At 58.4% G+C, this 26,582-nt stretch carries 7 protein-coding genes; 2 read left to right on the top strand and 5 right to left on the bottom strand.

Annotated elements, in window-relative coordinates; genetic code table 11:
• The first annotated feature begins 480 nt into the window (after positions 1–480).
• Entirely contained in the window at positions 481–19,362 is an 18,882-nt protein-coding gene (locus ABIE63_RS07420; protein WP_354503794.1) for a hypothetical protein, read from the top strand.
• Positions 19,363–19,383: 21 nt separating this feature from the next.
• Here ABIE63_RS07420 and aguB read toward each other — a convergent pair whose 3' ends face one another.
• The 4 genes from aguB to ABIE63_RS07400 form a co-directional block, all read right to left on the bottom strand.
• Complete coding sequence (gene aguB, locus ABIE63_RS07415) at positions 19,384–20,259, bottom strand: N-carbamoylputrescine amidase (RefSeq protein WP_354503793.1); 876 nt, start codon at positions 20,257–20,259, stop codon at positions 19,384–19,386.
• 73 nt (positions 20,260–20,332) lie between these two features.
• Positions 20,333–21,703, bottom strand: coding sequence for an aspartate aminotransferase family protein (locus ABIE63_RS07410; protein ID WP_221205756.1), 1,371 nt, complete (start codon positions 21,701–21,703; stop codon positions 20,333–20,335).
• A gap of 112 nt (positions 21,704–21,815) precedes the next feature.
• Entirely contained in the window at positions 21,816–21,971 is a 156-nt protein-coding gene (locus ABIE63_RS07405; RefSeq protein WP_183415729.1) for a hypothetical protein, read from the bottom strand.
• A gap of 77 nt (positions 21,972–22,048) precedes the next feature.
• Complete coding sequence (locus ABIE63_RS07400) at positions 22,049–23,413, bottom strand: glutamine synthetase family protein (RefSeq protein WP_354503792.1); 1,365 nt, start codon at positions 23,411–23,413, stop codon at positions 22,049–22,051.
• Between the two features lie 227 nt (positions 23,414–23,640).
• On the opposite strand from ABIE63_RS07400, the gene ABIE63_RS07395 reads away from it, so the two are divergent.
• On the top strand, positions 23,641–24,933 hold the full coding sequence (locus ABIE63_RS07395) for an FAD-binding oxidoreductase (RefSeq protein WP_354503791.1): 1,293 nt from the start codon (positions 23,641–23,643) through the stop codon (positions 24,931–24,933).
• Positions 24,934–25,359: 426 nt separating this feature from the next.
• Here the strand turns inward: ABIE63_RS07395 and ald are convergent, their stop codons facing one another.
• Positions 25,360–26,484: an alanine dehydrogenase gene (gene ald / locus ABIE63_RS07390; RefSeq protein WP_354503790.1), complete on the bottom strand. Its 1,125-nt coding sequence runs from the start codon at positions 26,482–26,484 to the stop codon at positions 25,360–25,362.
• Positions 26,485–26,582 lie beyond the last annotated feature (98 nt).

Genomic DNA, 26,582 nt, shown 5'->3' with positions numbered 1-26,582 from the left:
AACAACAATTTACGGCAAATTAACCAGATCGAACAAACAACCACTGATATTTTATTCGTTGTCAAATTACGCGCCAATGACGAATTTTGGCTTGCCTTTTGATTCAGCAGCATTTTCGCAGTTTTCAATCAAAGTGCTGGGGGTCTGGACCCTGATTTCCTAGCCGTTGCCTCGTGCGTCGATGGTCCCAACTTCATCGATTGCAGGCGTAAACAAGGCTATTTGCCGGAGCTTCTTAGCTCAATAGCTTAGTGCTTTGGAATTAGGTCATTCACGGGCCTTTGCGACCATTATCGCAATCCAGTTGTTGTACAAAATACGACAAACACCTCATATCGTTTTGCCGTTAATAGGGAGAAAATAGCTCTAGCAAGGTTAGTGCGCGACTACGCATTCCGGAAGAAGAATCGGTCGGCAAATCCGCCTACATCGGCATGGACAGAACTGATGGGCGACTGACGATAACTGGGGGCCAGTTTGATGCAAGCACTTCTTTCGTCTGCAATGTCACGAACACTATTGTTGTTGTTGGGGCTGGCGGCCGTACTCTATGCCGCAACAGGGGTTACTGATGCGCGGGCGCAGTCGGCGGATCTCGCGCTTGTTTCGGATGACAATACGAAAGTTACCTTCGTTCGAAATTTTACGACCGGCGCTTTCATCAACGATGCCAACGATACGGTCAATGCCGGCGACGAGGTCCAATTCCTGATCAAGGTGCATAACCAAGGACCCGATGCCGTCGCGGCAACGCCTTCCAGCCCCATCATCATCCAGGCACCTCATCCCGCGAACTTTACGCTCAAAACCGCCAGCAATAACGGCGATCCCGGCGTTGTCTATGACGCGGCGAACAAGCAGTTCCGGATTGAACGGACGGTGGCCTTCAATGAAGTGGTGCAGTTTCAGTATCGCTTCTACGCTTCGGCGGTCTCGACGGGGACGAACTTCACGGCGCAAATCAGCAGCGCGCCTGTTCCTGATAGCAGGGGCAACAACAACAGCTTCAGCCGGTCGGTCAACATCGTTGGGCCCTCTGCCGATCTGACCTTCAATTCTCCAATCTCCGGCTCAAAGACCTTCCTGCGCAATCTGACAGCGCCGGGCCAACCCTTCCTGACCGATGGCGCTTTGGTAAACCTTGGGGATGAGCTCAGCCTCTTCATCAAGATTCACAACCTCGGACCTGAGATTGCAGCGGCCTCGGCGGCGTTTCCGCTGGTTATCGCGCCGACCATTCCGGCCGGATTCACGATTGAGCAGGGGCTTGTCTTCGGCCAACCCAACTTCTTTTACGACGGCGGCACGAACCAGTTCCGCATCGAGCGCGATATTGCTATCGACGAGAAGGTGCAGGTGGAAGTTCGAATCCGGGCAACTTCGGTCGTGGCAAACACCACTGTCTCAACTGTCTTTGCGGCCCTGCCCGTTTCCGATCCCGATTTGAGCGATGCCAGCAACACGTTCCAGCGAACCGTCAACACGGTGGGGCCTAGTGCCGACCTAACCTTCACGTCTCCGAATAATGGCTCGAAGACCTTTTTGCGTAACCTGACGGCAGCCGGTCAGCCCTTCTTGTTTGATGGCAATTCCGTGAACCTGGGAGATGAAGTTTCCCTCTTCATGAAGGTTCATAACCTCGGGCCCGAAGTGGCAACGGCGTCGGCGGAGTTTCCTCTGGTCGTCGCCCCCACCGTTCCGGCGGGGTTCACCATTGAGCAAGGCCTCGTCTTCGGTCAGCCCAATTTCTTCTACGACGCCGCGACGAACCAGTTTCGCATCGAGCGCGATATCGCCGTCGACGAGGTGGTTCAGTTCGAATTGCGCATGCGGGCAACTTCTGCTGTGTCGAACACCACCGTTTCCGCCGAGTTTGCGTCGCTGCCCGTCTCCGATCCTGATTTGAGCGATGCCAGCAACAAATTCGAGCGAACCGTCAACACGGTGGCTCAGCCCGGCGATATCTCTGTGGATTCGGTCACGCCGGACGCCACGACGCTGCTTGCTGGGCAAGAGGTGCTCTTCACCCTGAATGCAACCAACCACGGCGGGCCAACGCTGAACAACACTTTCATTGACCTGACAATTCCTGCCGGTTTGACCTTTGTGCAAGCGGAGCCCGGCGGCAGCGGTTCGATCGTCACCGATCCAGGTACGGGCCAGAAACGCTGGAATATCAATTCCTGGCCAACGGGCGCTCTGCGTGCGATCACGGCTCGCTTCGCTACCGACCCGGCCGCCCCGGGTCCGCTAACGCTGACCGCAACATACAATGGTGTGAACGATGAGGGGCAGGCGGATCCCAACAGCACGAATAATAGCGCCAACGGCACCGTCACGACCACGGCCAGCGCTGATTTAAGCGTGAGCCTTTCAAGTAACACCACGCAGATCCCGACTGAGGGGCAGGTGAGCGTGACCTTGATCGCCGACAACCTCTCGTCGACTGAAGCGGCAAGCAATGCAGTTTTTGACGTAACGATTCCGCCAACCTTCACGAATCCTGTCATAGGACTGGGCGTGGGAACCTTTAGCAACGGACAATGGAGTGTTCCCTCTATAGCTGCTGGTGGTAGAGCGACTCTACAGATCACGCTTACGGCTGGTTCAACTCCAGCGGCAGATCAGATTTTCGATATTACGCGCAACGCCAGCACGCCTGCTGACCCCGATGCGGCAAATGACTTCGCCAGCCGATCGATAAGCATTGTCGAGAGGCAGGCAGACCTTGCCATTGGGCTGGAAATTGTCGAGCCGTTAACCTTTGCTGGGTCGCTGGACCAAAATCAAGAATTTACAGTGCTGCTGACGGCAGTTCTCGTTTCACAAACGTCCATGCCGGCGAGCGCACGCGTAAATTTACCCTTGCCGCCAGGTGTCTCCCTACCTTTTGGGCAGGATGCCTCGCCAAATTATGATCCTGCGACCAACATCTGGAGCCTGGAGAACTTCCAGCTGGGGGCGATCGACGATGGCGGCGGCGGTACCGTTTATACATTTGTCGCCTCGCAACGAATTCGCCTGAAATCCGACCAATCGGGCCTACTGGATCTCGTCGCCAGTCTCGCCGATGCTACTGACGTTGAGGGTAAGCCCCTTTCCGATCCCGACCCAAGCAACGATCAGGCGGCTGTGTCCATTACGCTTACCGCGCCGCCGACCTTGATCGCAGACATAAACGTCAACACGCCAGCAGTCAGCCTACCGCCAGGTGTTGAGGCCTCTTCTTTGGTTCGTGCTTTGAATGGAACACCGGTGCTAGACGGGCAGCAGGTGTTCGTCGGTGAACACCTGATTTTGCGCAGGACCATCACAAGCAGCGGGCCAGATGATCCCGGAGTGGGGCAGGACGGGTTGAATGATGATTCGCTGACGGTCGTCGCTCTATTTGGCGATGATGTCTTGTTCCCGCACTACCCGACCGGAGCGTTTCCACCGCCCGACGCTTTCTCGACTGTCCAATCGGACCCGGAATTTTTCAGAACCGACAACTTCAACGGCGGAGTATCCAGCGCCGCAATCACTATCAAGCCCACCACTGCGGTGACGTCACATAGCATTTCCGTATGGGCTCTCGGGAACAGTCGCGGCCTCTACGGACAAGCTGTTGATCCAGACGTTTCGGCAGGCAGCAACCGCTTCTCGGTAACCTTGAATGCTCAGCGGTCGCTCGGGGATCTTGCCGTTTCCTGGGATAACCCGTCAGTAAGCCTGGCGCAGGGCGAATGGGTTGAGCCGGTTCTGACCGTCACGAACCTGGGCGCAGAGCCGATGTTCGGCATCAACCTCGATCTGTCATTGGACCAGAGTGTGCTCCTGAACGATCTGGAGATTTCGAGCGGAAGTGTTCAAGGGACGGAACTAGGAGGGTTTTCACTCGGCGCATTACCCAGTTCCACGAGATGGCAGATTAATGCCCTAGAAGCCGGGCAATCGGCGACCATGAGGCTCTCGATTTTTGGCCGCAGCAATAGCGGGGCGGCGAGTTTTAGCGCCGTGGCAAGCAGTGCCGACAGTGACGACAGCGAACCGGCCAACGACAGTGCTTCGCTGGACTTGACCTTCGGTCCAGCCGGCGGCTCGGCAAAGGCTCTGTTCGATCGCAAGATTGATGAAATACCGCCGGTCGGCTACGGGTTTGTGAAAGCCATCCCGGACAATGTCGACGGCAGTGGGAATCCCAGCCCGTTTTTTGCGCCGGAATCGATCGTTTTCCTCTCGCCGCTCAATCCGCAGCTGCAATTGGTCAGCGATGAGATCAGCGATATCGCCATCGCCTACAATTCGGTCCGCCACGAATTTCTGGAGGTACTGGAAATCCGATTCAAGGCCAAGGACCCAGCGACCAGTACGGCTGATGCGCCTGATGTTTATGAACTCTACGCGGCGCGGATTGACGCCTTTACCGGCCAACCCTTGGACCGAGATGCGGATGGCTTCGCCGATCTGACTCGTTTGACCTGGACGCTGGACGACAGTCTCAACCTCAGCGCCCGGCATCCGGCCATAGCCTACAATCCGCAGGATGATACATATCTTTTGGCCTGGACCGAGATTGCGGCGGTGGAAGGGGACACGTTGGACCCCATGGTTCCCAAGACCGCGCGCTATCGGGTGCTCGCGGGCGATGCGACTTATGACCCGGCAAACAGAAGCGGCGCAGCCTTTCAGGTTGCGGCGGGCGCGAACCCGCAAGGATTGGACACCACGGCCTACAGCAGTACCTTCCGCCCGTCGGTTACTTACTTGAGTGCATTTAACGATTTTGCCTTCGCCTTGGCTGGACGGCCTACGGCAGGTGATCCCATTGCGCTACCGGTAGATGAGGTCTTTGCCGGGCGCCTTGGGGTTAATGGCGGTGTAGCTTCGCTGATTTCCGACCATCAATATGGGGTCGTATTGGCCGGCGGTGCTGGTGCCGTGGACCAACGCGTCGGCCGCGTCACGATTGTTCCCGGGGCCGGTGATGCAGAACTGGGACTGGCTTGGGACATTGGCGAGCCGGTGCCGGGGCAGCTTGACTACGACGGTTCCGAAACGCTGCACAGCCGCGTTCACTTCAGCAAAGTAGACGCCGCGAGTTTGTTGCCTCTTGCCGGCGGCGCTGATGGCCGCGGCCATCTCGCTATTATTGACGAAGAGCCAGACGAAACGTCGATCATTTTGACGAAGCGCCCAAAGGAAGGATCTTTCCCAAATGCCTTCATTGCCCCGGTTGGCGAGGTAAGCACGCGTACTGCTTTTGAGCCGGATCTCGCATACGACAGTGCAGGAGACCGCTATCTACTGGTTTGGGCAGGCCGCCGGGCTGGTAAGAACTTTGCGCCGGATAACGGTCAAACGGAAATCTATGGTCGTATTCTCTCCACCAGCGGCGTTTTTACAACGCCAATCCGAAGGATATCAAGACCTTACGAAGGGGATATCGTCTATACGCCTGGACCCGGTGCGGCCTCGCCGTTGCACAATGCCGACAACCCGCATGTGGTTTTTTATCCGGGCGCCGGTACCTTCCTAGTCAGCTATGACGTTTGTGGGCATTTCGAGATTCAAAGCATACCTGGCGGCCGGCACTGCACGCCGGGCGTCAATATCGATCAAATCGACGCTGCCAGCGGCCTGCATACGGACATAAACAAGGATGGCCTATTCGACCGCGGTTATGCACTTCGTGTTCTCGGCAACTTCCCGATTGAGGATGGGCAAGGCGTGATCGATGGGTTCGATCGCGGCAATGATCTTGCGGTCGTGAACGATGGCCTGATTGGCCTGGCCATGCGGCGTCCGCTGGCTAGGGGCGAGAGCTATGGTGAGTGGCACCAGGCAGGTTTCCGTCGCTTGAACGTCACGACAGATGTGGCGGTTCAGTTGGATGCGAGCACATTCCAACCGGAGCCGGGTGAGGTTTTTGATCTCACTGTTTCCCTCACAAACACCACGGACGACTCGGCGGCAAACAACATCGTCGTAAATGTACCTTTGCCCGGCGAGCAACAGGGTGTAGGTCTTGTATTCGAGTCCGGCTCTGGTTCGGCAGGTTGGAGTTATGACGTGGGCAGTGGTCAGCTTCGGCTTGACCAACTGCCTGCCGGAGCGAGCGAAAGCTACATCATCACGGTTAGGAACTCCTTTTCCGATCAGGAGATCGCGGTAAACGCAGCGCTGCTTCGTTTGGCTGAGTTCGACAGTAACGCGGCCAATAACACCGCAGCGATCACTCTGCTTGTTCCCGCCGGCGCCGACCTTGCGCTGGAGTTGGGAGATCAGCAGATTTTCCTGACCGAAACGGAAACCGTTACGATGACCCTGCGCGCCAACAGCGGTTCGATTGCGAATGCCGTGGTCTCAATCGTGCCGCCAGGGCCAGGATACAGTTTCGTGCCGGGTGAGTTCGTTCCGTCGGTTGGTGCTTTCGACGAACCGTCCTTAACCTGGACGTTGCCGCCAGCCGTCAGCAGCGAGGAGGCGACGTTGGCCTTCATGGTCGAAGGCTTGCAAGCGGGCGATCATGATTTGACCGCCAGCGTCGTGGGTGAGTTGCCGGATCCGTTCCCGGCGAATAGTAGTGTCACGGCCAATATGGCGGTTCTCTCCACGCATCCGATCACGGTCGATTCCGGTGAGCTGTTCGGTCTGTTCCCGCAGCCGGTGCCGTCGAACGGCCTTGCGCGAACACAGGTTACCGCGCAGGACGCGCTAAGCCGTCCGATCAACTACAATTGGGTTGTGGATTGCCCGAATCTTTCTGACGAGCTTGTACCGTTCGACGGCAGTTTTGAATTTTCGGACCCAACCAGTGCGCAATGGGACTGGCGCGCGCCTTATAACCTTTCGGGCACAGATCAAATCTGCTCCGTTCGGGTTGAAATGAACGTTGAAGGCAATGCGCGGTCGCTTTGGTGGCCGGACGAGCAGAACGGCTCGGCGTTCACGGTTTTGGAACATCCAGGGCCCTTTACGAACTACGGTTTGACGGCTTCGGCCGAATCCCTTGTCGAAGCCGGAAGCGACCGTGTCCTGGGCGGCGTCGGCGAGCAGGCTCAGTATGAGTTCAACATCGTCAACTTGAGCCATACGCCCGGCAGCAATCTGCAGATCGACGTGGTGCTCCCGGGTGGCGTGGACTACGCGTCTCATACCTTGGTTGGGAATGGCGCTTTTACGCCCGGTGGGACGCCCGGCGAAGCAGGGGTTTGGCAGTTAACCTCGCTCAATCCTTCGGCTGTCGCGACTCTAACCATCACCGTTGACATCAATACGAACAACTTCGGCAATCCTGATCCGGAAGGCAGCGATTTGCAGACCGCGACGGCCACTCTGGTGAGCGCGACGCCGGCCGACCCGGATGGCGCAATGCCAGCGTCCGCTACGCTGGAGCGTTATCTGGTAAACCGGGTTTCGATTTTGCAGGAACCCTCCCTTTTCATTGATTGGGATACAATCCCCATTGCGGTGCAGGCGCTTGTGTCACAAGGCCAGGGACGTTTCCTGGGCCTGGAGGCGAGCAATTCCCTGGGGCGTCCCATGACCTTCCAGTGGACGCAATCCTGTACGGACGGTGTTAGTCTTGGCAGCTTTGACGACGCCAGCGCCGTTGAGCCGATCTGGACAGCGCCGCTTTTTGTCCCGGATGAGTTTCCGGCGGTTTTGAGTTGCGTACTTGACGTGACAGTGGGCGCAGGTGTCACAGCCAACGATGTTAGTTTGTCTTACTCAATCCGTGTTGCCGAGCAACCGGACGTCGATCTGGCCTTATCGCTGGAGGTCTTGGATAAAGCGGTTCTTCTGGGCGGCCGCGCACGGCTGCGCTTGACCGTTAGCAACAACGGTCCCGGTTTGGTAAACCTGGAATCCATTGGTTCCCTCACAGCCCGGCTGTCCTTGCCTGACGAATTGCAGCTGGACTTGGAATCGGCCGTGCCTGTTGATGCATTTGTCACCCAGGCGGGTGAGTGGTTCCCCACCGGTACGTTGAATGAAGGAGCCTCCACGACACTGGAAATCGATGCAGTCGCGACAAGCGATCCAGTGGGATTGGGCAACTATCTGCTGGCCGGACAGTTGGAAACCGCGCTAGTCGAGCCGGACTACGGCAACAACTTCTCCGGTCCTATCCGCATTTCGATCATCGATCAGGACCGTATCAATATCGAGGACCTGCTGGCGGTACCCGACAGCGCACTTTTCCAGGGGAACTATGCCGTAACCTTGACCGCCAGCAGCTTGCTGGGCGCGCCGTTAACCTATGTTTGGGACGATAGCGCCTGTGCGCTCGGCGATAGTGGTCGTTTCACCACCGCCGGTGGCGTGGAGGACAACACGCTCGAAGACCCCATTTGGATCTCGCCTCAATACAACGTTGCGGACTTTGGCCCTGCGCTTTGCACGCTCCAGGTAACGATTGACGACGGTGCCGGCGGTGCGGATCCGGTCATTGGCAGTTTGCCGGTCACGGTGCTGCACCCCTCGACGGCTGGATCGGACATCAGCATCGATTTGCGTGTGTCCGATACCGCGGTGCAGGTTGGTTCCTTCTTCGATCTGATAGTAACGGCCAGGAACAACGGGCCCGACGCCATCAGCGCGGACAATGTGCAAGTATCGGTATCTTTGCCCGCCGGGGCCTTGGCTGACAGCATAACTTTCGACGGGCTGGGCGGGGACAGCTTCGATCCTGTGGCTGCGGTCTGGACCATCGACAATCTGGATCGGGATCAAAGCCGCGTCTTGTCCGTCAAGGTCAGGATGATTGCGGAAGACATTCTTTCGTTCACAACGGCATCCCTTGGCACATCGAGCCAGGCCGACCCGAACCCCAATAATGATAGCGACGTTAAGTCCGTAGAGGGCTTCGGGCTGGACAGTATCTTCTTCAACAGCTTGCCGTCCGTGCTGCCGAACCCGGTGCGGCCGCGCCAGAATGCCAATGCAACGGTGATGGCCTCGCTTGAAGGGAGTTTCATTTCATATGAGTGGTTCGCATTTTGCCCGACACCTTTGGGTGGTAACGGCGCCTTCGCCGATGGAACGCCCGAGGATGGACTCGGCAACAATTCGCGCGATGTAACCTGGACCGCGCCTGCCAATACGACGGCGATCCAACAGGACTGCGCTTTCTATTCCTTGGCGACGGCCACCAATTTGGGCAGTGCCTCTCGCAGGACTGATGTGGGTGTTATCGCCGAACCGGAGGCCGATCTGTCGTTACTGGTGACGCGGACGCCTGCAGCGGTTTTCAGTGGCGAGGATGTGACCGTTACTCTAGAGGTGCGGAACGGCGGACCTGCCAACGTCAATCAAACGCAAGTAGATATTGATGTGTTGCCCGTCGATGGCTTGACCTTCGTGTCGGTTGAGGGCGCTACGCTCAATCAGGACTTCTCCTACAACTCAAACATCGGCCTTGGCCGCTGGCTACCGGGCGCCTTGGATTTCGATCCGCTTGATCCCTTGGTTGGGCGGCGAACGATTACCATGACGTTCCGTGGCGATGTCGGCGGCTCCGCCGGACAGGCTCGGACGGTTATCATCGATTCGACGGTGAGCGACGGCATGGCCAGCGACCCGCTTGGGGGCAACAACAACGGCGTTGTCAGCGTCGATGTGCTGGCAGAGAACAAGGCCTCTTTCACTCAAACGGCATCGGCTCTACCGGACCCGGTGGAGAGCGAGGGGACCACGCAACTAAGCGCCACGGCGATTGATGCGTTTGGTTTCCCTGTCGCCAGCTACAGTTGGAGCGCTTCTTGCAACGTGAACCTTGCGGGCAACGGTTTCTTTGTTGACGGTAACAACACCGCGCAAATGCCGCTTTGGACCGCGCCGCACAACGATACGGGCGCGCAGCAGTTCTGTGACCTGACGGTTTTGGCTACGCCGACCGCAGGACAGGCTGAAAGTTCTACGGTGCGGGTTGAGGTCGACAGCATCCCGACATTGAACCTGTCGCTTTCCAAGACAGTCAACGCGAGCCCGGTCGTTGTGCTCTCGCGTCCCGAGTTCACGATCGTGGTGACAAACAATTCCCCGACCGAAATCGCCAAGGATGTTGTGGTGCAGGATAGCTTCCATGCCGCGGGTTTCGACGACCGGCAGATTGAAGCGATCAGCCAAGGGGTGTTCGATACGGCCGGTGGCGCATGGCAGGTTGGTGACATTCCGGCGGGCGGAAATGCAACGCTGGTCGTGTCTTTGCGTGCCACTGCTGCTGGGGTTTATAGCGGGTCCGGGAACCTTGCGAGCATCGCGGCGGCGGAAGTCATTGACAACAATGCGGCAGACGATTCCGACGGCGCGGATATCACCATTGAGGAAACGCAAACGCTGGCGTTCACTCTGACTGCGGACCCGATAAGCATTGTGTCTGGTGGGATGACGACGCTCACCGTTGAAGCGACAACAACGAACTTCACGGACCCGATCCCCTTCACAATGACCGAGGTCTGTGCCGGTTTGCCGGTTGCCGGGAGTTTCGACCCCGTCATCGGTGAAATCGCGCCTGGTGGAAATCCGCGCGTGATCACCGTCGATTGGACTGCGCCCGAAAACCATACTGGGGTAAATCAAGGGTGCAGCCTGACGATCACCGGTAGTGTGGCTGGTAGTGCGGAATCCAGCGCTACCGCCAATGTCACCGTGGAAACTCTTCCAGTTGCGGACATCGAAGTCAGCTTGGTCGGCGCCCCCAACGGCGTGGTCCTGGGAGAAAGCTTCCAGCTGCAAGCGGTGGCGGAGAACCTTGGTATTATAGGGTCTGACGGCGTTGTCGCACGCGTTCTGCTGCCGACGGGTTTTGCCGTTGCGCCGGGGAACTGGGCTGTCGATCATGCAAGCCGCAGCTTTGATCCCGCGACCGGACTCTGGCAGATCAGTGCACTGGGCAATGGGGACGTCGCCACGCTGGACCTCACGATCGACGTAGAGGCAGTTGATCCTATCGTCAATCCTGAGCGGCTGGGCGCAAAGGCCCTGCAAGTCCGGCGTGTTGCGTCGGATGTGCCAGACCCCAACAGCGCGAACGATATCTTCGCGTCAATCCTTGAAGTGATCGATGACAACACGCTCGAACTTGTGCGGCGACCTGTAGCATCGCCGGCGAGCGTGATCGGTATGACCGATGTCGCACTGTTGAACTTCGAGGTGCGCGATCGCCTGGAGCGTCCCATCACCTATCTCTGGGATGCCGCTTGCGCGGTTGAGTTGGGAGGCCATGGTTCTTTCGACGATATATCGCTTAGAGAGCCGGTTTGGAGTTCAGCGGAGAACACGGATCCGACTATAGACTACGACTGTTTGCTATCCGTCGAGGCATCCGTTCAAGGTGCACAGCTGCCTATCTCTGTCGATTTGGTTGTGCCGGTATTGAACCCGAATACCAGTGGTGTCGATCTCTCGACAGCAGTGGCCACAGATCGCCAAGCCTACGAGTTCGGCGATACGGTCCTGGTGACGGTGCCGGTCTCCAACAATAGCCTGCTCGACAATGCATCAGGCGTGGAGGTCTCGTTTGACTTGCCGCCTGGCTTGCAATTCCTGGATTCCGACGATCCGGCGAACCTCAGCGCCCAGGGTAATGGGGTGTACAACTGGTCCGTCGGCAATGTCTTTGCATCGTCGACGAAAACCTTGACTGTGACGGCGTTGGCCATTGGCGAGGGAACGCAGGACATCAGTCTCATCGTGGCGGCCGCGGATCAAGCTGATCCGGTGCCGGACAATGATGTTTCCTTGGCGACAGTGTCGGTTGTGCCGGAAAACATCATCACGATCGACAGCATCTTTGCCAGCTCGAACAGCCTTATTGGCGGTGGCACGATTTCGGTTTCCGTCGTGGCGCATGATCTTTTGGGAGGGAATCCACTAAATTACCAATGGGCGGTGGAGAGCTGTCTACCATCCGGCGGCAGCGGTGCTTTCCTTGCACCAACCCTGGCGACAGCGAATTGGACATCGCCGAACATCGGCCCTGCGGCGGATGGTGCGCTAAAGCAAACTTGCACCCTGACCGTCGATATCGACGACGGCGATGACCCGGTCGAGCGTGCAGAAGCGCAGGGACGGCTGATCATTGATATATTGCCAAGCGATGCTTTGGGCTCGGAACTGGTTGTACTCAAGCAAAGTGACAAGCAGGTGGTGCTGCCCGGCGAAAGCCTGAGGTTCTCGGTTCGCGTGACCAATGAAGGACCTGCAAAGGCGACTAACCTGGCAGTCACGGATGTGCTCAATCCCGGGTTTGTCCAGACCACGGCATTGGCCGAGCAGGGTAGCTATAACGGAGGAATCTGGACCGTTGGCGATCTTGAAGTGGGCGCTAGCGCGGAACTGTTTGTCGATGTAATTGCGCGCGCTGAATCCGTCCCCGGTGCGGGTGACGGCGCAAATGGTCAATTGCCGAACACGGCCTTTGTCAGCGCCGTTGATCAAGCCGATCCGAACCCAGGGAAAGAGACCGCGCAAGTGGTGGTGTCGGTCATTCCGGAGAACCTGCTGGATATATCCGGTCCCTTTGCATCACCTAACAGCCATGTAGGCGAGGGTGTGAGCCGTTTGATGTTGACGGTAGATGACGCAGTTTCCAGCAGCAATACGAGCTATGCTTGGCAGGCTATCTGTCCGTCTTTGCCCGGCAGCGGCAACTTCAGTGATGTGACCGCAGGCGAACCGTCCTGGGAATCGCCCTTCAATGGCACTGCCGAAACGGTAGTCTGCTCATTGCGGGTTGATGTCACTGTGACGGATGCGCTGTTCGGCCAGATTGTCTCAACCCGTACAGTGCCGGTCACCTTGCTCCCCGCCGGCGCGGTCGGCGCCGATATCGATCTGCGCGTAACCTCGCTGGATACGGCACTATTCGTTGGTGAGGTGTCATCGGCCACCGTCCGGCTGGAGAATAACGGCCCCGAAGCCGCGACGGACGTCACGGTCTCTCTTGCGCTTAGCGATGAGCTAGCGGCGACCGGCGCACCCACTTTGTCGGGCGGAACATATGACAGTGGCGACTGGAGCGTTCCAGGCCTTGGCGTGGGTGAAGTGCTCACGCTCGAACTGCCGATCGCGGCCAGCGGTGCCGGTGCCGTTCCGGGGACAGGTTCAATCACGGCGAGCGTGACCCAGGTGACGCCGACTGACCCGAATACCGGCCCGGGGTCCAATGACCCGACATCGCTGCTTTTCGACATTCTGGGAGACAACCAGATCGTCATCGATGATCCAATCGCAGCGAACCCGGCGGTCTTGATCGGAGGCGAAACGAGCCAACTGTCGATCGTTGCCCACGATGTTGACGGGTTGGGCGTGTCGTACCGTTGGACGGCGGCTTGTCCGGGGTTTGCGAGCAATGGCAGCTTTGCGCCCTCAAGCACGGCGGCAGAGGTAGTTTGGACGTCGCCCGCCAACACGACCGGAGCCCAGGATATCTGCGCCTTGATGGTTGACCTTGATGCGCCGGGATCCGACGGTATTTCGGGCACAGCGGAAACCATGGTGGATATCACCGTCAACCCGACGGTCGATACGAATGTGGCCTTGACGGCCGAGGTGGCTCCGTCGGCCATAGTCGTGGCTCCAGGCCCGGGAACAGCCGAGGACAGGGGGCTGCTGACCTTTGAGGTGATGAACCAAGGGGTGATCAATGCGACCGGCGTTCAGGTCGATATTCCGATCCCTGCGGGCCTGACCTTGATCGCGCCGGTACCGGGTAGTTACACCGCCGGGACTGGTGAGTGGGCCGTTGGCACCTTGCTGCCTGGTGAGAGCCAAGTTCTGCAGTTGACTGTCGAAGGCTCGGCTGTAGCGCCGGGAAACAGCACGACCATCAACATCGAAGCCACTTTCCGCACTGATCTTTTGGGTGAAAACGACACTAATGCCCTGGATGACATGGCAGCAGTCGCCCTGACGGTTGCCAACCGCAACGAAGTCACTTTGGACGGCATCCTAGCCAATCCTGCGAGCTTGGCAGGTGATGGGATCAATAGCACGACGGTCAGCGTGGATGTCATGACCACTCTGGGGGACCCGGCAACCTATACTTGGAGTGCGGCCTGTCCAGCGGAGTTTGGCGGTAATCACGGGGCGTTTGACGTAGCCGATCAAGCTGTCGTCGACTGGACGCCGCCGGACAATCAGACCGGTCAGGTTGTGGTTTGCAGTCTGACAGCAGATGCGACTTCCAGCGACGGTTCCACGTTGCCGTCGCTGGCAACCGTTGATATCCCGGTTCTGCCCAATGGCACCGACCCGGACGATGTCTTCCTGGTTCTTCAGGGTATCCCGAATTTCACGACGCTGGTTGATGGGGAGACGCTGACCATAGATTTCAGCCTGACCAATTTCGGTCCGAGTGATGCAAACGGCGCCGAGATTACACTGCAGTTGCCGGGGACCGGGTTCACGGTCACCGGCACCAGCGACGATCCGAACTTCGACGGCACGACCTGGAGCGTTCCCGCACCAATTCCCGGCGATGGCTCAACAGTGAACTTCACGATAAATGCGGTGGTCGATGCACTTGGCGGGACGGTTCAAACGCCGCGCTTGGTGAAAATCGAGGCAGCGGCTGCGGCGATCGAGAACGATCCGTTGCTGGACGACAACAGCGTGACGACAAGTCTGTCGATCGTTGACGAGAACGTTATCCAGATCACAGCGGGCCCGAATGCAGATCCGGACACGATATTGGGTGCCGTTGGCTCAACCCCGCAGGATCGTACGCTCAATCTGAGTGTGACTGCGATCGACGAGATCGGGCGACCCCTTACCCATGCGTGGACACTGCTTGGTTGTACTGGTGGCATCGACAGCGGCATTCTTGCCTCGCCGGGCGAAGCTGCGACGGATTGGGAAGGGCCGGTGAACACCACCGGCACGCCGCAAAGTTGTGACTTCCAGATAACTGTCTCGGCGGACGGCAGCCAACCGGTTACGGGTTTGGTCACGGCAACCGTTCTGCATGATGGAGCGGCGGGGGCGGATATCTCACTCAAAGCTAACTCGCCGTCGAAGGCTTCTACCTTCATTGGCGATCAGATCACCTATACGGTCACGATCCGGAATAACGGCCCTGTTGCGGCGACCGACGTTACGGTTACAGATTTGCTGCCAGGCAAACTCGGCTTTGTGTCCGATGACGCCGGTGGAGCCTATGACGATGGGATCGGTACATGGGCTGTGGGCGCCTTGGCGCTTGGAGAAGAGAAATCTCTGCTGATCACCGCTGACGTTCTCTTCCCGGGAAGTGTCGTCAACACCGCGAGCGTGACCTCGGTCGTGGCAGCCGACGGCAATGGCGATCAGAATCCGAACAACGACAGCCGTACTTCCATCATCGAGGTCGGCGCGCAGAATCGGATTCACGTCTCCGATCTAACAGCAACGCCCACGTCATTGATTGTCGGCATGGCGACCGCCGGCGAGCAACGTCTGGTGCAACTTGACCTAACCGCTTTCGATGCCCTTGGGGCCGGATTGAGCTACGCTTGGACGGCGAGTTGTGCCGACGGCAACGCAGCGGATGACGGTTCATTCAGTTCCACCAGCATCCAAGACCCGATCTGGACGGCGCCCGAGAATATCTCTGGCGCGGGCGCTAATGCTCTTTGCACCTTAACGGTCAACCTGTCGGCTGACGGTGCAAGCGCCCTACAGGAAAGCATCCAGATCGTCGTTCTGCCTGAGGGACTTGCCGACCCGGATATCTCTCTGGCCATGACTGTTGACCGCGACCTTCTGGCCAAGGGGGAAATCGCCACATTCACGCTCTCGGCGAGCAACAATGGCGGTGCGGATGCCAGTAATGTAGCTATCCGCGATGTCCTGCCCGCAGGTCTGCTGCTGCAAACGGGCACCCTTCCGCCAGAATTCGATACCACAACGGATACCTGGACGATTCCGCTGCTTTCCGTAGGGCAGACGGTCAGCATTCAGCTTCAAGCTCAGGCCGTGCGTGAGGGGTTCTTCGTAAACCTTGCGGAGCTGGCTGGTCTTGATGCGCCGGGCGTTGACGTCAACCCGCTCAATGATAGCGCCTTCAGGACCGTGACTGTCATTCCGGGCAATGCCATTGAGGTGTTGCAGGATATTGTCGCGAACCCAGATTCTCTGGTTGGGCAGGGGTTGTTCGCTCTTTCGGTTGAAGCTGAGGACCTGCTTGGGCGCGGCGTCACAGCCACGTGGTCGAGTAGCGACTGCGGCGGCTTGGGGGTCGGTGCGTTCGATCCTGCCGTTGGGCAACAGACCAACTGGACATCTCCGACAAATAATCTGGCGGGCGCTAACGCCGGTTGCACCCTGACCGTGGATTTGACCGCCGACGGCGCCGAGCCATTGCAACTCACCAAGCAAGTCACTCTTTTGCCGACAGATATCACCACGCCGGATATCAGCCTGCGGTTGGAGGTGGATCGCCACATGGCTCTTTTGGGGGACACCGCACTCTTCACACTGACCCTGACCAACAATTCAATCATCGATGCGACCGGAGTCAGTGTCCAACTCGAACCGCTTGGCGATCTCTCCGCCGATCCGCGTGCGACCGGCTTTACCTTCCTTCAATTGATAGGTGCCGGCAGCTTTGACGCAGACAGCAGCGAATTGCTGGTTCCCGCGATTGCGGCAGGGGAGACCGCGGTTGCCCGATTCCTGGTATCGCTGGATGAATTGGGGCTCCTTGAAAATGAAGCGTCGCTGAACGGTACGGTCGAAGGCGACGCAAACAGTGGTAATGACGTCAGCCGGACGCAGGTGACTTCGCTGGCGGCGAACACGATCACCAGCACGATTCCGGCGACTATCGTGCCGCAGAGCCGCGTCTTGCAAGGCGACTTCCGTGTAATTTCCCATGCTGAAGACGCCTTGGAGCTAGGCATCGACTATCTTTGGTCTGCCGATTGTCCGGCACAGCCTGATCTTGGCGGACACAGCTTTGCGGACCTGCAAAGCCGGAGCACGATCTGGGCGAGCGGCATCAACAACACTGCGCAGCTTCAAACCTGTAATCTGTCCGTCGATATGTCCGCACCTTTTGCAACAGGTGAGGCGGAAGGCCTTCAGGCGCATTTGCTGCCTGATCCTGCGGCAGGTGACGAAACTGATGTGGCCATTCAGGCAAGTGTCGATGTAGCGAACCCGCTACCCGGTAGTCTTGTTACATTTACCATTACCGCTGAACTACTTGGAGCAATCGCGCCTGATGAGGCGTTGGTCGTTGTCGCCTTGCCTAATGGCTTCGAGATAGAGAGCGCCACAGGTGATGGTGTGTTTGATCTAGGCCTATGGACCATAAGTGAATTGACCAGTGTGGCGACCTTGCAGGTAGCTGCGCGGGTAATGACCTCGACGGAGCAGGTTTTTATTGCAGATCTGGTATTTTTGAGCGCTGGAATGCCGCCGATACTGCTTTTCGACCTCGTCAGCGCCAACAATATATCTTTTGTAACGGTCACACCGCGCTTCGATCCGGGAATCACCTTCGGCGACCCCGCTATTACCGCGACACCAAATCCGGTTCTTTCTGCGGAGATCTCAAACCTTAGTTTGGACGTGACTTCTGATCCAACTGGGCTGACCTACTATTGGACCAGCGATTGCGGCGGGAGCTTCAGCGACGTCAGCGCGTCTAATCCTCAATGGACCGCTCCGGTGAACGCGACCTCCGGGCTGGTGTCCTGCACCTTAAACGCGGCCGTATCCTCTGCGACTGGTGGCACTGTTCGGGACATTGAGATTGATGTGCTGCCGGAAAATCAGAACAGCGATCTAACGGTGACGCAGGTTATTGGGAAGAATCCGCTGCTGGATCAAGAGAGCGATACGACGGTGACCTTGACCGTGAGCAACTCGGTTGGCGGCAACTTCGTCGGCGGTATCGAGATTACGCCTGATTTTGGCGGGCTGTTCCAGTTGGACGGCGCAGCGACGGGTGACGGCAGCTGGACCGGCGCCGTTTGGCAACTTACACCCGGATTGGCGCCGGGCGAAAGCGCCAACCTTGTTCTGCCGGTGACGGCGGCGGGTGGGTTGGTCTTCACGGGCGACCCGGCAGCGGTGACGGGGGATGTGTCCGCCTCGGTAACGGCGCGTGGTGGTGCCGAGACGGGCGCGGGCGATGAGTCGCCCAGCGAGAGCGTGACGATCTATGAGGAGAACCGTTTGACGGCCGTGGTTCTGCCAGATGCCCTGGCGGTGGATTCCGGCGGCACCACGGGCTTCAATGTCGACGTCACCGATCTGGTGGGGAATGGCATCACCGGCTACGCCTGGACGGCGACTTGCGCGCAGGCTGAAGATGGTTTCCCTGGTGCACGCCCGCAGGATTTGAGGGACAGCGACGGTACGCCGGCCACGGGGACGGGGGCGACCTTCACCTGGACCGCGCCGATCAACAGCTATGACCTGCCGGGCGGTACACCGGCCGACGCCAACAGCGACTGCCGCATCGAGGTCGCGGTGACTTCCAGCGACGGTGCGACCGGGACGGCGGCCATGGGCATCATGGTCTACGGCGAGGATATCGATCGCGATAACCTCTTGCCCGACCAGAAGCCGGGCACGGCCATCTTCCCGGCGGCTTTCGCGGTCGATATCGCACCGGGCAGCCCGCCCATGACCGGCTTCTTCAACATCGGCCACCGCCCGAATACGGCGATGACCGGTTGCCGGGTAGAACTGGCGACGCCCTTCAACGGCACGTTCTTTGCGCAGCCTTTCTCTTGGTGGGATGCGGGACGCAATCTGTTGCAGCCCAACGAACCGATGGACCTGCCCTCGGGTGTGTCCGGTCAAACGTGGTTCTTCTCGATGCAGCCCAACGAGACCTTCCCGCCGACGCGGATGGACCTGCAGGTGGTTTGCGACAACGGGGAATCTCAGGTGCTGTCGGAGTTCAACACATTGCTGCTGACCTCCGAGGCGGCGCCGGGACCGCGTGCGGTGGCGACGATCCTCTTCAGCCCCATCGGCAACCGGGCCCAGGTACCGTTAAACACCGGTAACACCAACGGCTTCGGGGCGATCCGCAACGTCAATGTCGGCGGTGTGGTGGACCTGGTGATCGAATCGGTCCTGGACGACCCGCGCCCGACGCTGCCGGTGGCGATCGATACCTGCATCATTCCCATCGGCGCAACGAGCTGTGCGGTGGACCGGGATGTCAATCGTCAAACCGTCGATCTGACCGACGACCCGGCCACGCCGGAGGATGAGTCGCTCCGCAGCTTCCGCGTCCGTCTGCGGGGGCAGGGTCAGTCGATCCCGCTCAACATTCTGCAAAACCGCCTCTACATGCGGCTGGAACGCCCTGACGGAGCCATCGTTGGTGCAAGCTCCTTTGCGGTCTGCACCACCGATAATGCGGACTGTTAAGAGGTAAACGAAGGCGGGGTGCTACCAGTCATCTTCGCCGTCCAGCGTCAGGAGATTCCCATAAAGGTCGGGTCTCCTGTCGCGGAACAGACCCCAGGAGGCTCGCTTGGCGGCTGCGGCATCAAGATCAAAGGTGGCAATCTGGATACTTTGGCTGTCGCGGTCGGCTTCGGCGACTTTGGCACCGGTCTGGTCGGCAATGAAGGAAGAGCCATAGAAGGTAATCTCGCCGCCGGCGCCTTCTTCCTTGCCGATGCGATTGGAGGCCACCAGGGGCACGAGGTTTGCTGCGGCATGCCCTTGCATCGTACGTTGCCAGTGGTCCTTGCTGTCGAGCGAGGCGTCTTGGGGTTCGCTGCCGATCGCAGTGGGGTAAAACAAGATCTCCGCACCCTGCAGGGCCATTGAACGGGCGGCCTCGGGGAACCATTGATCCCAACAAATTGCCGCGCCGATGGTCGCATAACGAGTCTTGCTGGCGACAAAACCGGTATCCCCTGGATTGAAGTAGAACTTCTCCTGGTAACCGGGGCCGTCAGGAATGTGGCTTTTGCGATAGAGGTTTAAGAGGCTCCCGTCGGCATCGATCACCACCAGAGAATTGAAGTAGGCATTGTTGGCTTTTTCAAAAAAGGAGACGGGCAGGACGACTTCTAGCTCGGCGGCAAGATCAGCCATCCGCGCGATGGTTGGGTGATCCTCCAGCGGATGAGCCAGTGCGAAGTACTCCTGCTTCTGATCCTGGCAAAAATAGGGTGTCTCGAAGAGCTCTTGGATAAGGACGATCTGCGCCCCTTGCCCTGCTGCTTCGCGCACGAGGGACTCGGCTTTACTGACATTGGCGTCCTTATCCCAGGAACAGGCCATCTGTGTGGCTGCGACCGTCACTTCGCGCATTTCATAGCTCCTTTCATTGCCTATCGAGGCGCCCCCGACGTCATTAGACGCCGAGGGTTCCTCAGGCATGATATCAGCCGAGCTTAGCTTTGGCCGCGTCCAGTCCGCTTCGCAGGATACTGATCAACTTGTCGATCTCGCTTTTCGTCAGAATCAACGGTGGCGACATAATCATCCCGTCGCGCACCTGCCGCAACATCAGGCCGTTTTTGATGCAGTGGTCACGGCAAGCGATCGAAGCCTGATTGTTTGGGTAACGCTCGTGGGTGTCCTTGTCCTTTACCAACTCCACCGCGCCAAGCAGTCCCATGCCCCGCACCTCCCCGACCAAGGGGTGGTCGACCAGGCTGGCGAGGCCTTCCTGCAGGTAGGGGCCGGTTTCGTCGCGTACCCTCTCTATCAGGCCTTCGCGCTCGATGATCTCGATGTTTTTCAAGGCAACGGCACAGGCGACCGGGTGGCCTGAATAGGTGTAGCCGTGATTGAAGTCGCCACCCTCGCTGAGCGCGTCGGCGATCCGGTCACCTACCATCAGTCCAGAGAGCGGCAGATATCCGGATGTGATGCCCTTGGCCATGGTCATCATATCCGGCTTGATTCCAAGTTTCTGACTGGCAAACCAGGTACCGACCCGTCCGAAGCCGCTGATAACCTCGTCTGCGATCAACAGAACGTCGTACTGCTTGCAAATACGTTGAATTTCCGGCCAGTAGGTCTCAGGCGGCACGATGACGCCACCGGCACCCATGATGGGTTCGCCGATGAAAGCCGCCACCTTGTCCGCGCCCAGTTCCAGAATCTTGTCCTCGACGGCCTTGGCGGCCTTCTTTCCAAAACTCGCAGGGTCCATGCCAGCGCCGAAATCGTACCAGTAGGGCGGCATGACGTGCTCGAAACCCGGCAAAGGCAGATCGGCCTGCTTATGCATGGCAGTCATCCCGCCCAGACTGGCGGAAGCACAGGTTGAACCGTGATAGGCGTGCTCGCGGCTGATGAATACCTTCTTGTCGGGCTTGCCCATCAGGTTCCAGAAATGCCGTACGAGACGGACGACCGTGTCATTCGATTCCGATCCGGAGGAGCCGTAGAAAACCCGGTTCAGGCCCTCAGGCGCCAGTTCTGCGAGTTTCTCGGCGAGTTCGATCGGCGGCGGCGTCGCCGTCTTGAAAAAGGTATTGTAGTACGGCAGCTCCTGCATCTGCTTATAGGCGGCTTCCGCCAGTTCTTGACGGCCGTAACCGACGTTGACGCACCACAATCCGGCCATGCCGTCTAGAATCTGATGATCCTCGGAATCAGTGAGGTAACAGCCTTGGGCTTTAGTAATGATGCGTGTGCCGCCTTCAGCGTGCAGCGCCTTACTGTCGGTGAAGGGGTGTATATGGTGACGGCGGTCCTGTTCTTTCCAAACCGTCGTGGTATTGCGCAGAGCTTGGGTCGTCATGATTTCATACTCCTGGAGGCTAACGGATAAGACGGGCGTCTAAATGGCGGCACCGACTCTGCCGTCCGCCTGCGGCTGTTCGCGCAGGCAGGCGGGATCGTTCCGCAGGCCTCTAGGGGTTATAGCCGATCCGGGCGCAGAGGATCATCAGGTCCTGGCGCCTGGATCTCAGCGATCCCTCGGTCAACCGCGCCGCTTCCAACTCCAACGAGCAGGGCTGCGCTTTGCCAAGAAGGTCGCCATAGAAAGTGATGAAGCGATTTCGCATGGTTCTCCTATAGCAGAAAACCAACCTTAGCCCAATGCCTACGGGTGAAGCCGGAGTGCGCTCTTCATCCGATCACATCAGACATTCAAAAGCAGATGTTCCCGTTCCCAGGACGAAATAACCCGCTGGTAGGCGTCCAATTCCTCGGCGCGCACTGCGCTGACGACGGTCACGAAATCCTCACCCAGCACATCCTTGATCGGTCGGCTGCCGGTCATCTTGGAGACAGCATCATAGAGTGTGCGAGGAAGGGTATGAGCCAAACGGTAGGCGCTCCCTTCGATAGGACGGGTCGGCTCCAACTCCTCCGTCATGCCCAGGTAGCCGCAGGCTAGTGAGGCCGCAATAGCCAAGTAGGGGTTGGCGTCGGCACCGGCCACTCGGTTTTCGATCCGGCGGGCGGCAGGCGTGGAGACGGGAACCCGCAGGCCCACGGTACGGTTGTCGTGGCTCCAGTGCGTATTGATCGGCGCGTCCGCGCCAGGGCGCAAACGGCGGTAGGAGTTCACGTTGGGCGCCAGCAATGCCATCACCGCCGGCAGATACCTTTGCAATCCGGCGATGTAGGACAAGAACAGATCGCTATTGGAATTATCTTTCTTCCCGAACAGGTTCTTGCCCGTCTTGGCGTCCACCACGGACTGGTGGATATGCATGGAGCTACCCGGCTCGTCTGCCATGGGCTTGGCCATGAAGGTCGCATAGACCTTGTGACGGTGTGCTGCCTCGCGGACGGTGCGCTTGAACAGGAAGGTTTGATCAGCCAACTCCAGCGGGTCGCCGTGATTGAAGTTCATCTCCATCTGAGCGGCGCCTGCTTCATGCGTCAATGTATCGATATCGATGCCTTGCGCTTCGCAGAAATCGTAAACTTCCTCGAACAGGGGATCGAATTCGTTGACTGCGTCCACCCCATAAGCTTGGCGTGAGGTTTCCCGTCTCCCCGAGCGCCCGATAGGCGGTAGAAGAGGATAATCCGGGTCGGTATTGACCTCGACCAAATAGAATTCGAGCTCAGGAGCCACGACGGGGCGCCAGCCGCGCGCATCATAGAGCCTCAAAACACGGCTGAGCACTTGGCGCGAGGCTATCTCGACCGGCGTTTCGTCATCCAGGTAATAAGCGTCGGCAATGATCTGCGCGGTGGGTTCGTCATACCAAGGGACCACTCTGATGGTGCCAGGGTCCGGCCGTAGATATACATCGCTGGAACCGGGGTCGGTCACACCATCGCTATCAGGATAATCGCCGGTCACTGTCTGGATGAAAACCGATTCCGGAATTCGCAGGCCATTCTCAGTCATTCCACGCAGGAACTTCTGGGCGGGAAGAATTTTTCCACGGGCGATGCCGGCCATGTCAGGGACAAGACATTCGACCTCTTCGATATGATGTTCTTCGATAAAGCGCTTAACGGCCGCAACGCCGCTTTCGGAAGACATGCAGAGTCTCGCTTCTCTATAAAATCTCGTTTCGAATTATTCGCCGGGCCGATTCTGGGTTGGACCTAGCGGTAAGGAATCTCAGGCCTGTTGGCTCCCATATGAAACTACGCTATGGCTATCACGAGACGCTTATTTGGGCAAGCTAGACTGATGATCGGATGCCCGCGAATCAGCGGAATATGGGCACTTGAGGCCTTCACACTATTGCAATCGAGGGAGCCGTAATGCTATCGGCCAACCATGTGGAGTCTTACTACGCGGCGAGTGCCAACGCCTTTTCCGTTCAGCCGGCGCTCCAGGAATCGGTGAATGCCGATGTCTGCGTGGTGGGGGGCGGATTCACCGGCCTTTCCGCAGCGTTGAATTTGGCCGAGCGGGGATTCTCCGTTGTGTTGCTAGAGGCCGAGCGCATCGGCTGGGGGGCATCCGGGCGCAACGGTGGACATATCGGGACTGAATATAACCCGGGGATCGACAGGATCGAGCAGTGGGTTGGCAGGGCCAACGCCCAATTGCTTTGGGACCTTTCGGAGGAAGCCAAGGACATCATCCGGCAACGGGTGACCAAGCATGCAATAGACTGCGATCTACGCTGGGGTTACCTCCATGCTGCCGAGAAAAGGCGCCATCTTGCAGATATGGATGAAACCCTGGAAACCTGGCGCCGTTATGGCTACCGAGCCGAATTGAAGGTCGTTCGCGGGGCTGAGGTGCGGGCTTACTGCAATTCACCAGCTTATGTCGGCGGGCTTGTCGATGGTGGGGCAGGTTGGTTGCATCCTTTGAACTATTGCCTGGGTCTCGCAGCCGCGGCCCGGGCCGCAGGCGTCAAACTGTTCGAGGAGACCCGCGTAACCAGGATTGAGGAAGGCAGCAAGGTAACGCTCCACGCCGACAATGGCGCTGCCGTCACGGCACCGTTTGTCGTCATGGCCTGCAACGCATACCTCGGCGACCTCATTCCAAAACTGCGCCGGCGGATTATGCCGGTCGGGACCTACATCGGCGCAACTCGCCCCCTGCCCAAGGCCTTGGCCGAGGATTGTTTGCCAACCAATGCGACCGTGGCGGATCATAATTTTGTCCTCAATTATTTTCAGCGCTCCGGTGACGACCGCATGCTTTTCGGCGGTGGCGTCAGCTACACGACATTGATGCCGCCGAACTTGCCTGGCGTCATGCGGCGCAAGATGGTGAAGGTCTTTCCGCAGCTCCGCGACGAGACATTCGAGTACGTTTGGGGCGGATATGTCGGCATCACAGTGGAGCGAACGCCACACCTAGGCCGGACGGGTCAGCAAAAGAATATCTACTTTGCACAGGGATACTCGGGTCAGGGTGTCGCCTTGACTGGAATAGCAGGAAAGGTTATCGCCGAGGCAATCGCCGGGCAGGCTGAACGCTTCGATGCTTTTGGAAAGCTGCCGCATTCCCTGTTCCCCGGTGGCAAATGGTTGCGGGCCCCGGTGTTGGCTCTGGCAATGACCTGGTACCGTCTGCGCGACCTGCTTCCCTAGGCTCGGGCCTGGCTTTTCCAAGTATGGCCGCACCTGCGACACAGCCGCTTTCTTGTCCCCAAGACCAGGGGTAGACCCGCCAAGACGAGCCCGGCTATACCGGCCAGCAGTGAGCGACCGCGATGGATATCGGCTCCACCGCATGCCGGACAAATCGAATCTGTATTGGATTGATGGGTGCCTCGATCGGGCTGTGAAATCTCTTCCTGAACGGCTTGGAGAAATTCTTGGGCGGCCTGCAGCGAGTCAGCTTCGACTTGCAGGCGCACGCCTGTGGCGACCTCGTGGAACCAGACGGTTGATAGATGGTGTTCCTCCGGCAGAAAAACGAAAAAGCCCGCGTCCTCCAGCAAAGCACGCAGGCTTCTCGCTTCATTCAAATCCGCGCAGGTGGTAAGCGTCGCCAGCCCGGGCACTATCTAAACCCTAATAGGATATGCCGAGGTATTCTTCCGGCGGCGTGAAGGCCATGCCATGTGCATCGGCGACAGCCTTGTAGGTTATCCTACCTTCCGCGACGTTCAGTCCCTGACGCAGGTGCGGGTCTTCCGCCAATGCTTGACGGCTTCCCTTGTTAGCCAGCGCCAGCGTGAAGGGCAGGGTGGCGTTGTTCAGCGCGAAGGTTGACGTGCGCGCGACCGCACCCGGCATGTTGGTGACGCAGTAATGTACGCAGCCTTCCTCGACATAGGTCGGGTGATCATGCGTGGTTGGACGACTGGTCTCGAAGCACCCGCCTTGATCAATAGCAATGTCCACCAGCACTGAACCGGGGCGCATGGCCTTGACCATATCGCGCGTAACCAACTTCGGAGCGGCGGCGCCCGGTATCAGAACCGAACCAATGACCAAATCCGCATCCACGACTCGTTGCTCGATCGCGTCCACGGTGGAATAGATCGTGTTCAGCATGGGGCCAAACTGCATGTCCAGTTCGTAAAGACGCTCAATGTTTCGGTCGATGACCGTCACATGGGCTTCCAATCCCATGGCCATACGAGCCGCATTTGTGCCGGCAACCCCGCCGCCGATGACCACGACCTTGGCGGCGGGCACACCCGGAACACCACCCAGCAGCATTCCCGAACCACCTTGTTCTTTCTCGAGACAGTGGGCGCCTGCCTGGATCGACATGCGGCCCGCGACTTCGCTCATCGGGCCAAGGAGAGGCAGACGTCCCCGGCGGTCCGTCACTGTTTCATAAGCGATGCAGATGGCGCCGGACTTTACGAGTCCTTCTGTTTGTTCAAGATCGGGCGCTAAGTGTAGATAGGTAAATAATATTTGGCCTTCTTTTAACATCGCATATTCAGCAGGAAGAGGCTCCTTCACCTTCACGATCATATCCGCTTTCGCGAAGATCTCTTGAGCTGTCCCAATGATTGACGCACCAACCTCCTGATAGTGATGATCGTCAAAGCCGATACCTGCGCCCGCACGGCTTTCAACCATGACCTGATGGCCGTTATGAACCAGTTCACGCACGGAAGTTGGAGTCATTCCAACGCGGTATTCGTGATTTTTCACTTCCTTTGGCACGCCCACGAGCATGATTTATTGTCCCTTTTGCTATGGCCTAGTCCCGTTCGAATGGCGGGCTACCGCGACGCGATAGCCCGCTGCTGCCTTTTCACGAGGCATTATCTTAG

It is taken from the genome of Limibacillus sp. MBR-115 (genome assembly GCF_040549425.1).
Taxonomy (GTDB): Bacteria; Pseudomonadota; Alphaproteobacteria; order Kiloniellales; family CECT-8803; genus Limibacillus; species Limibacillus halophilus.
This window is presented reverse-complemented; position numbering and strand designations above follow the sequence as displayed.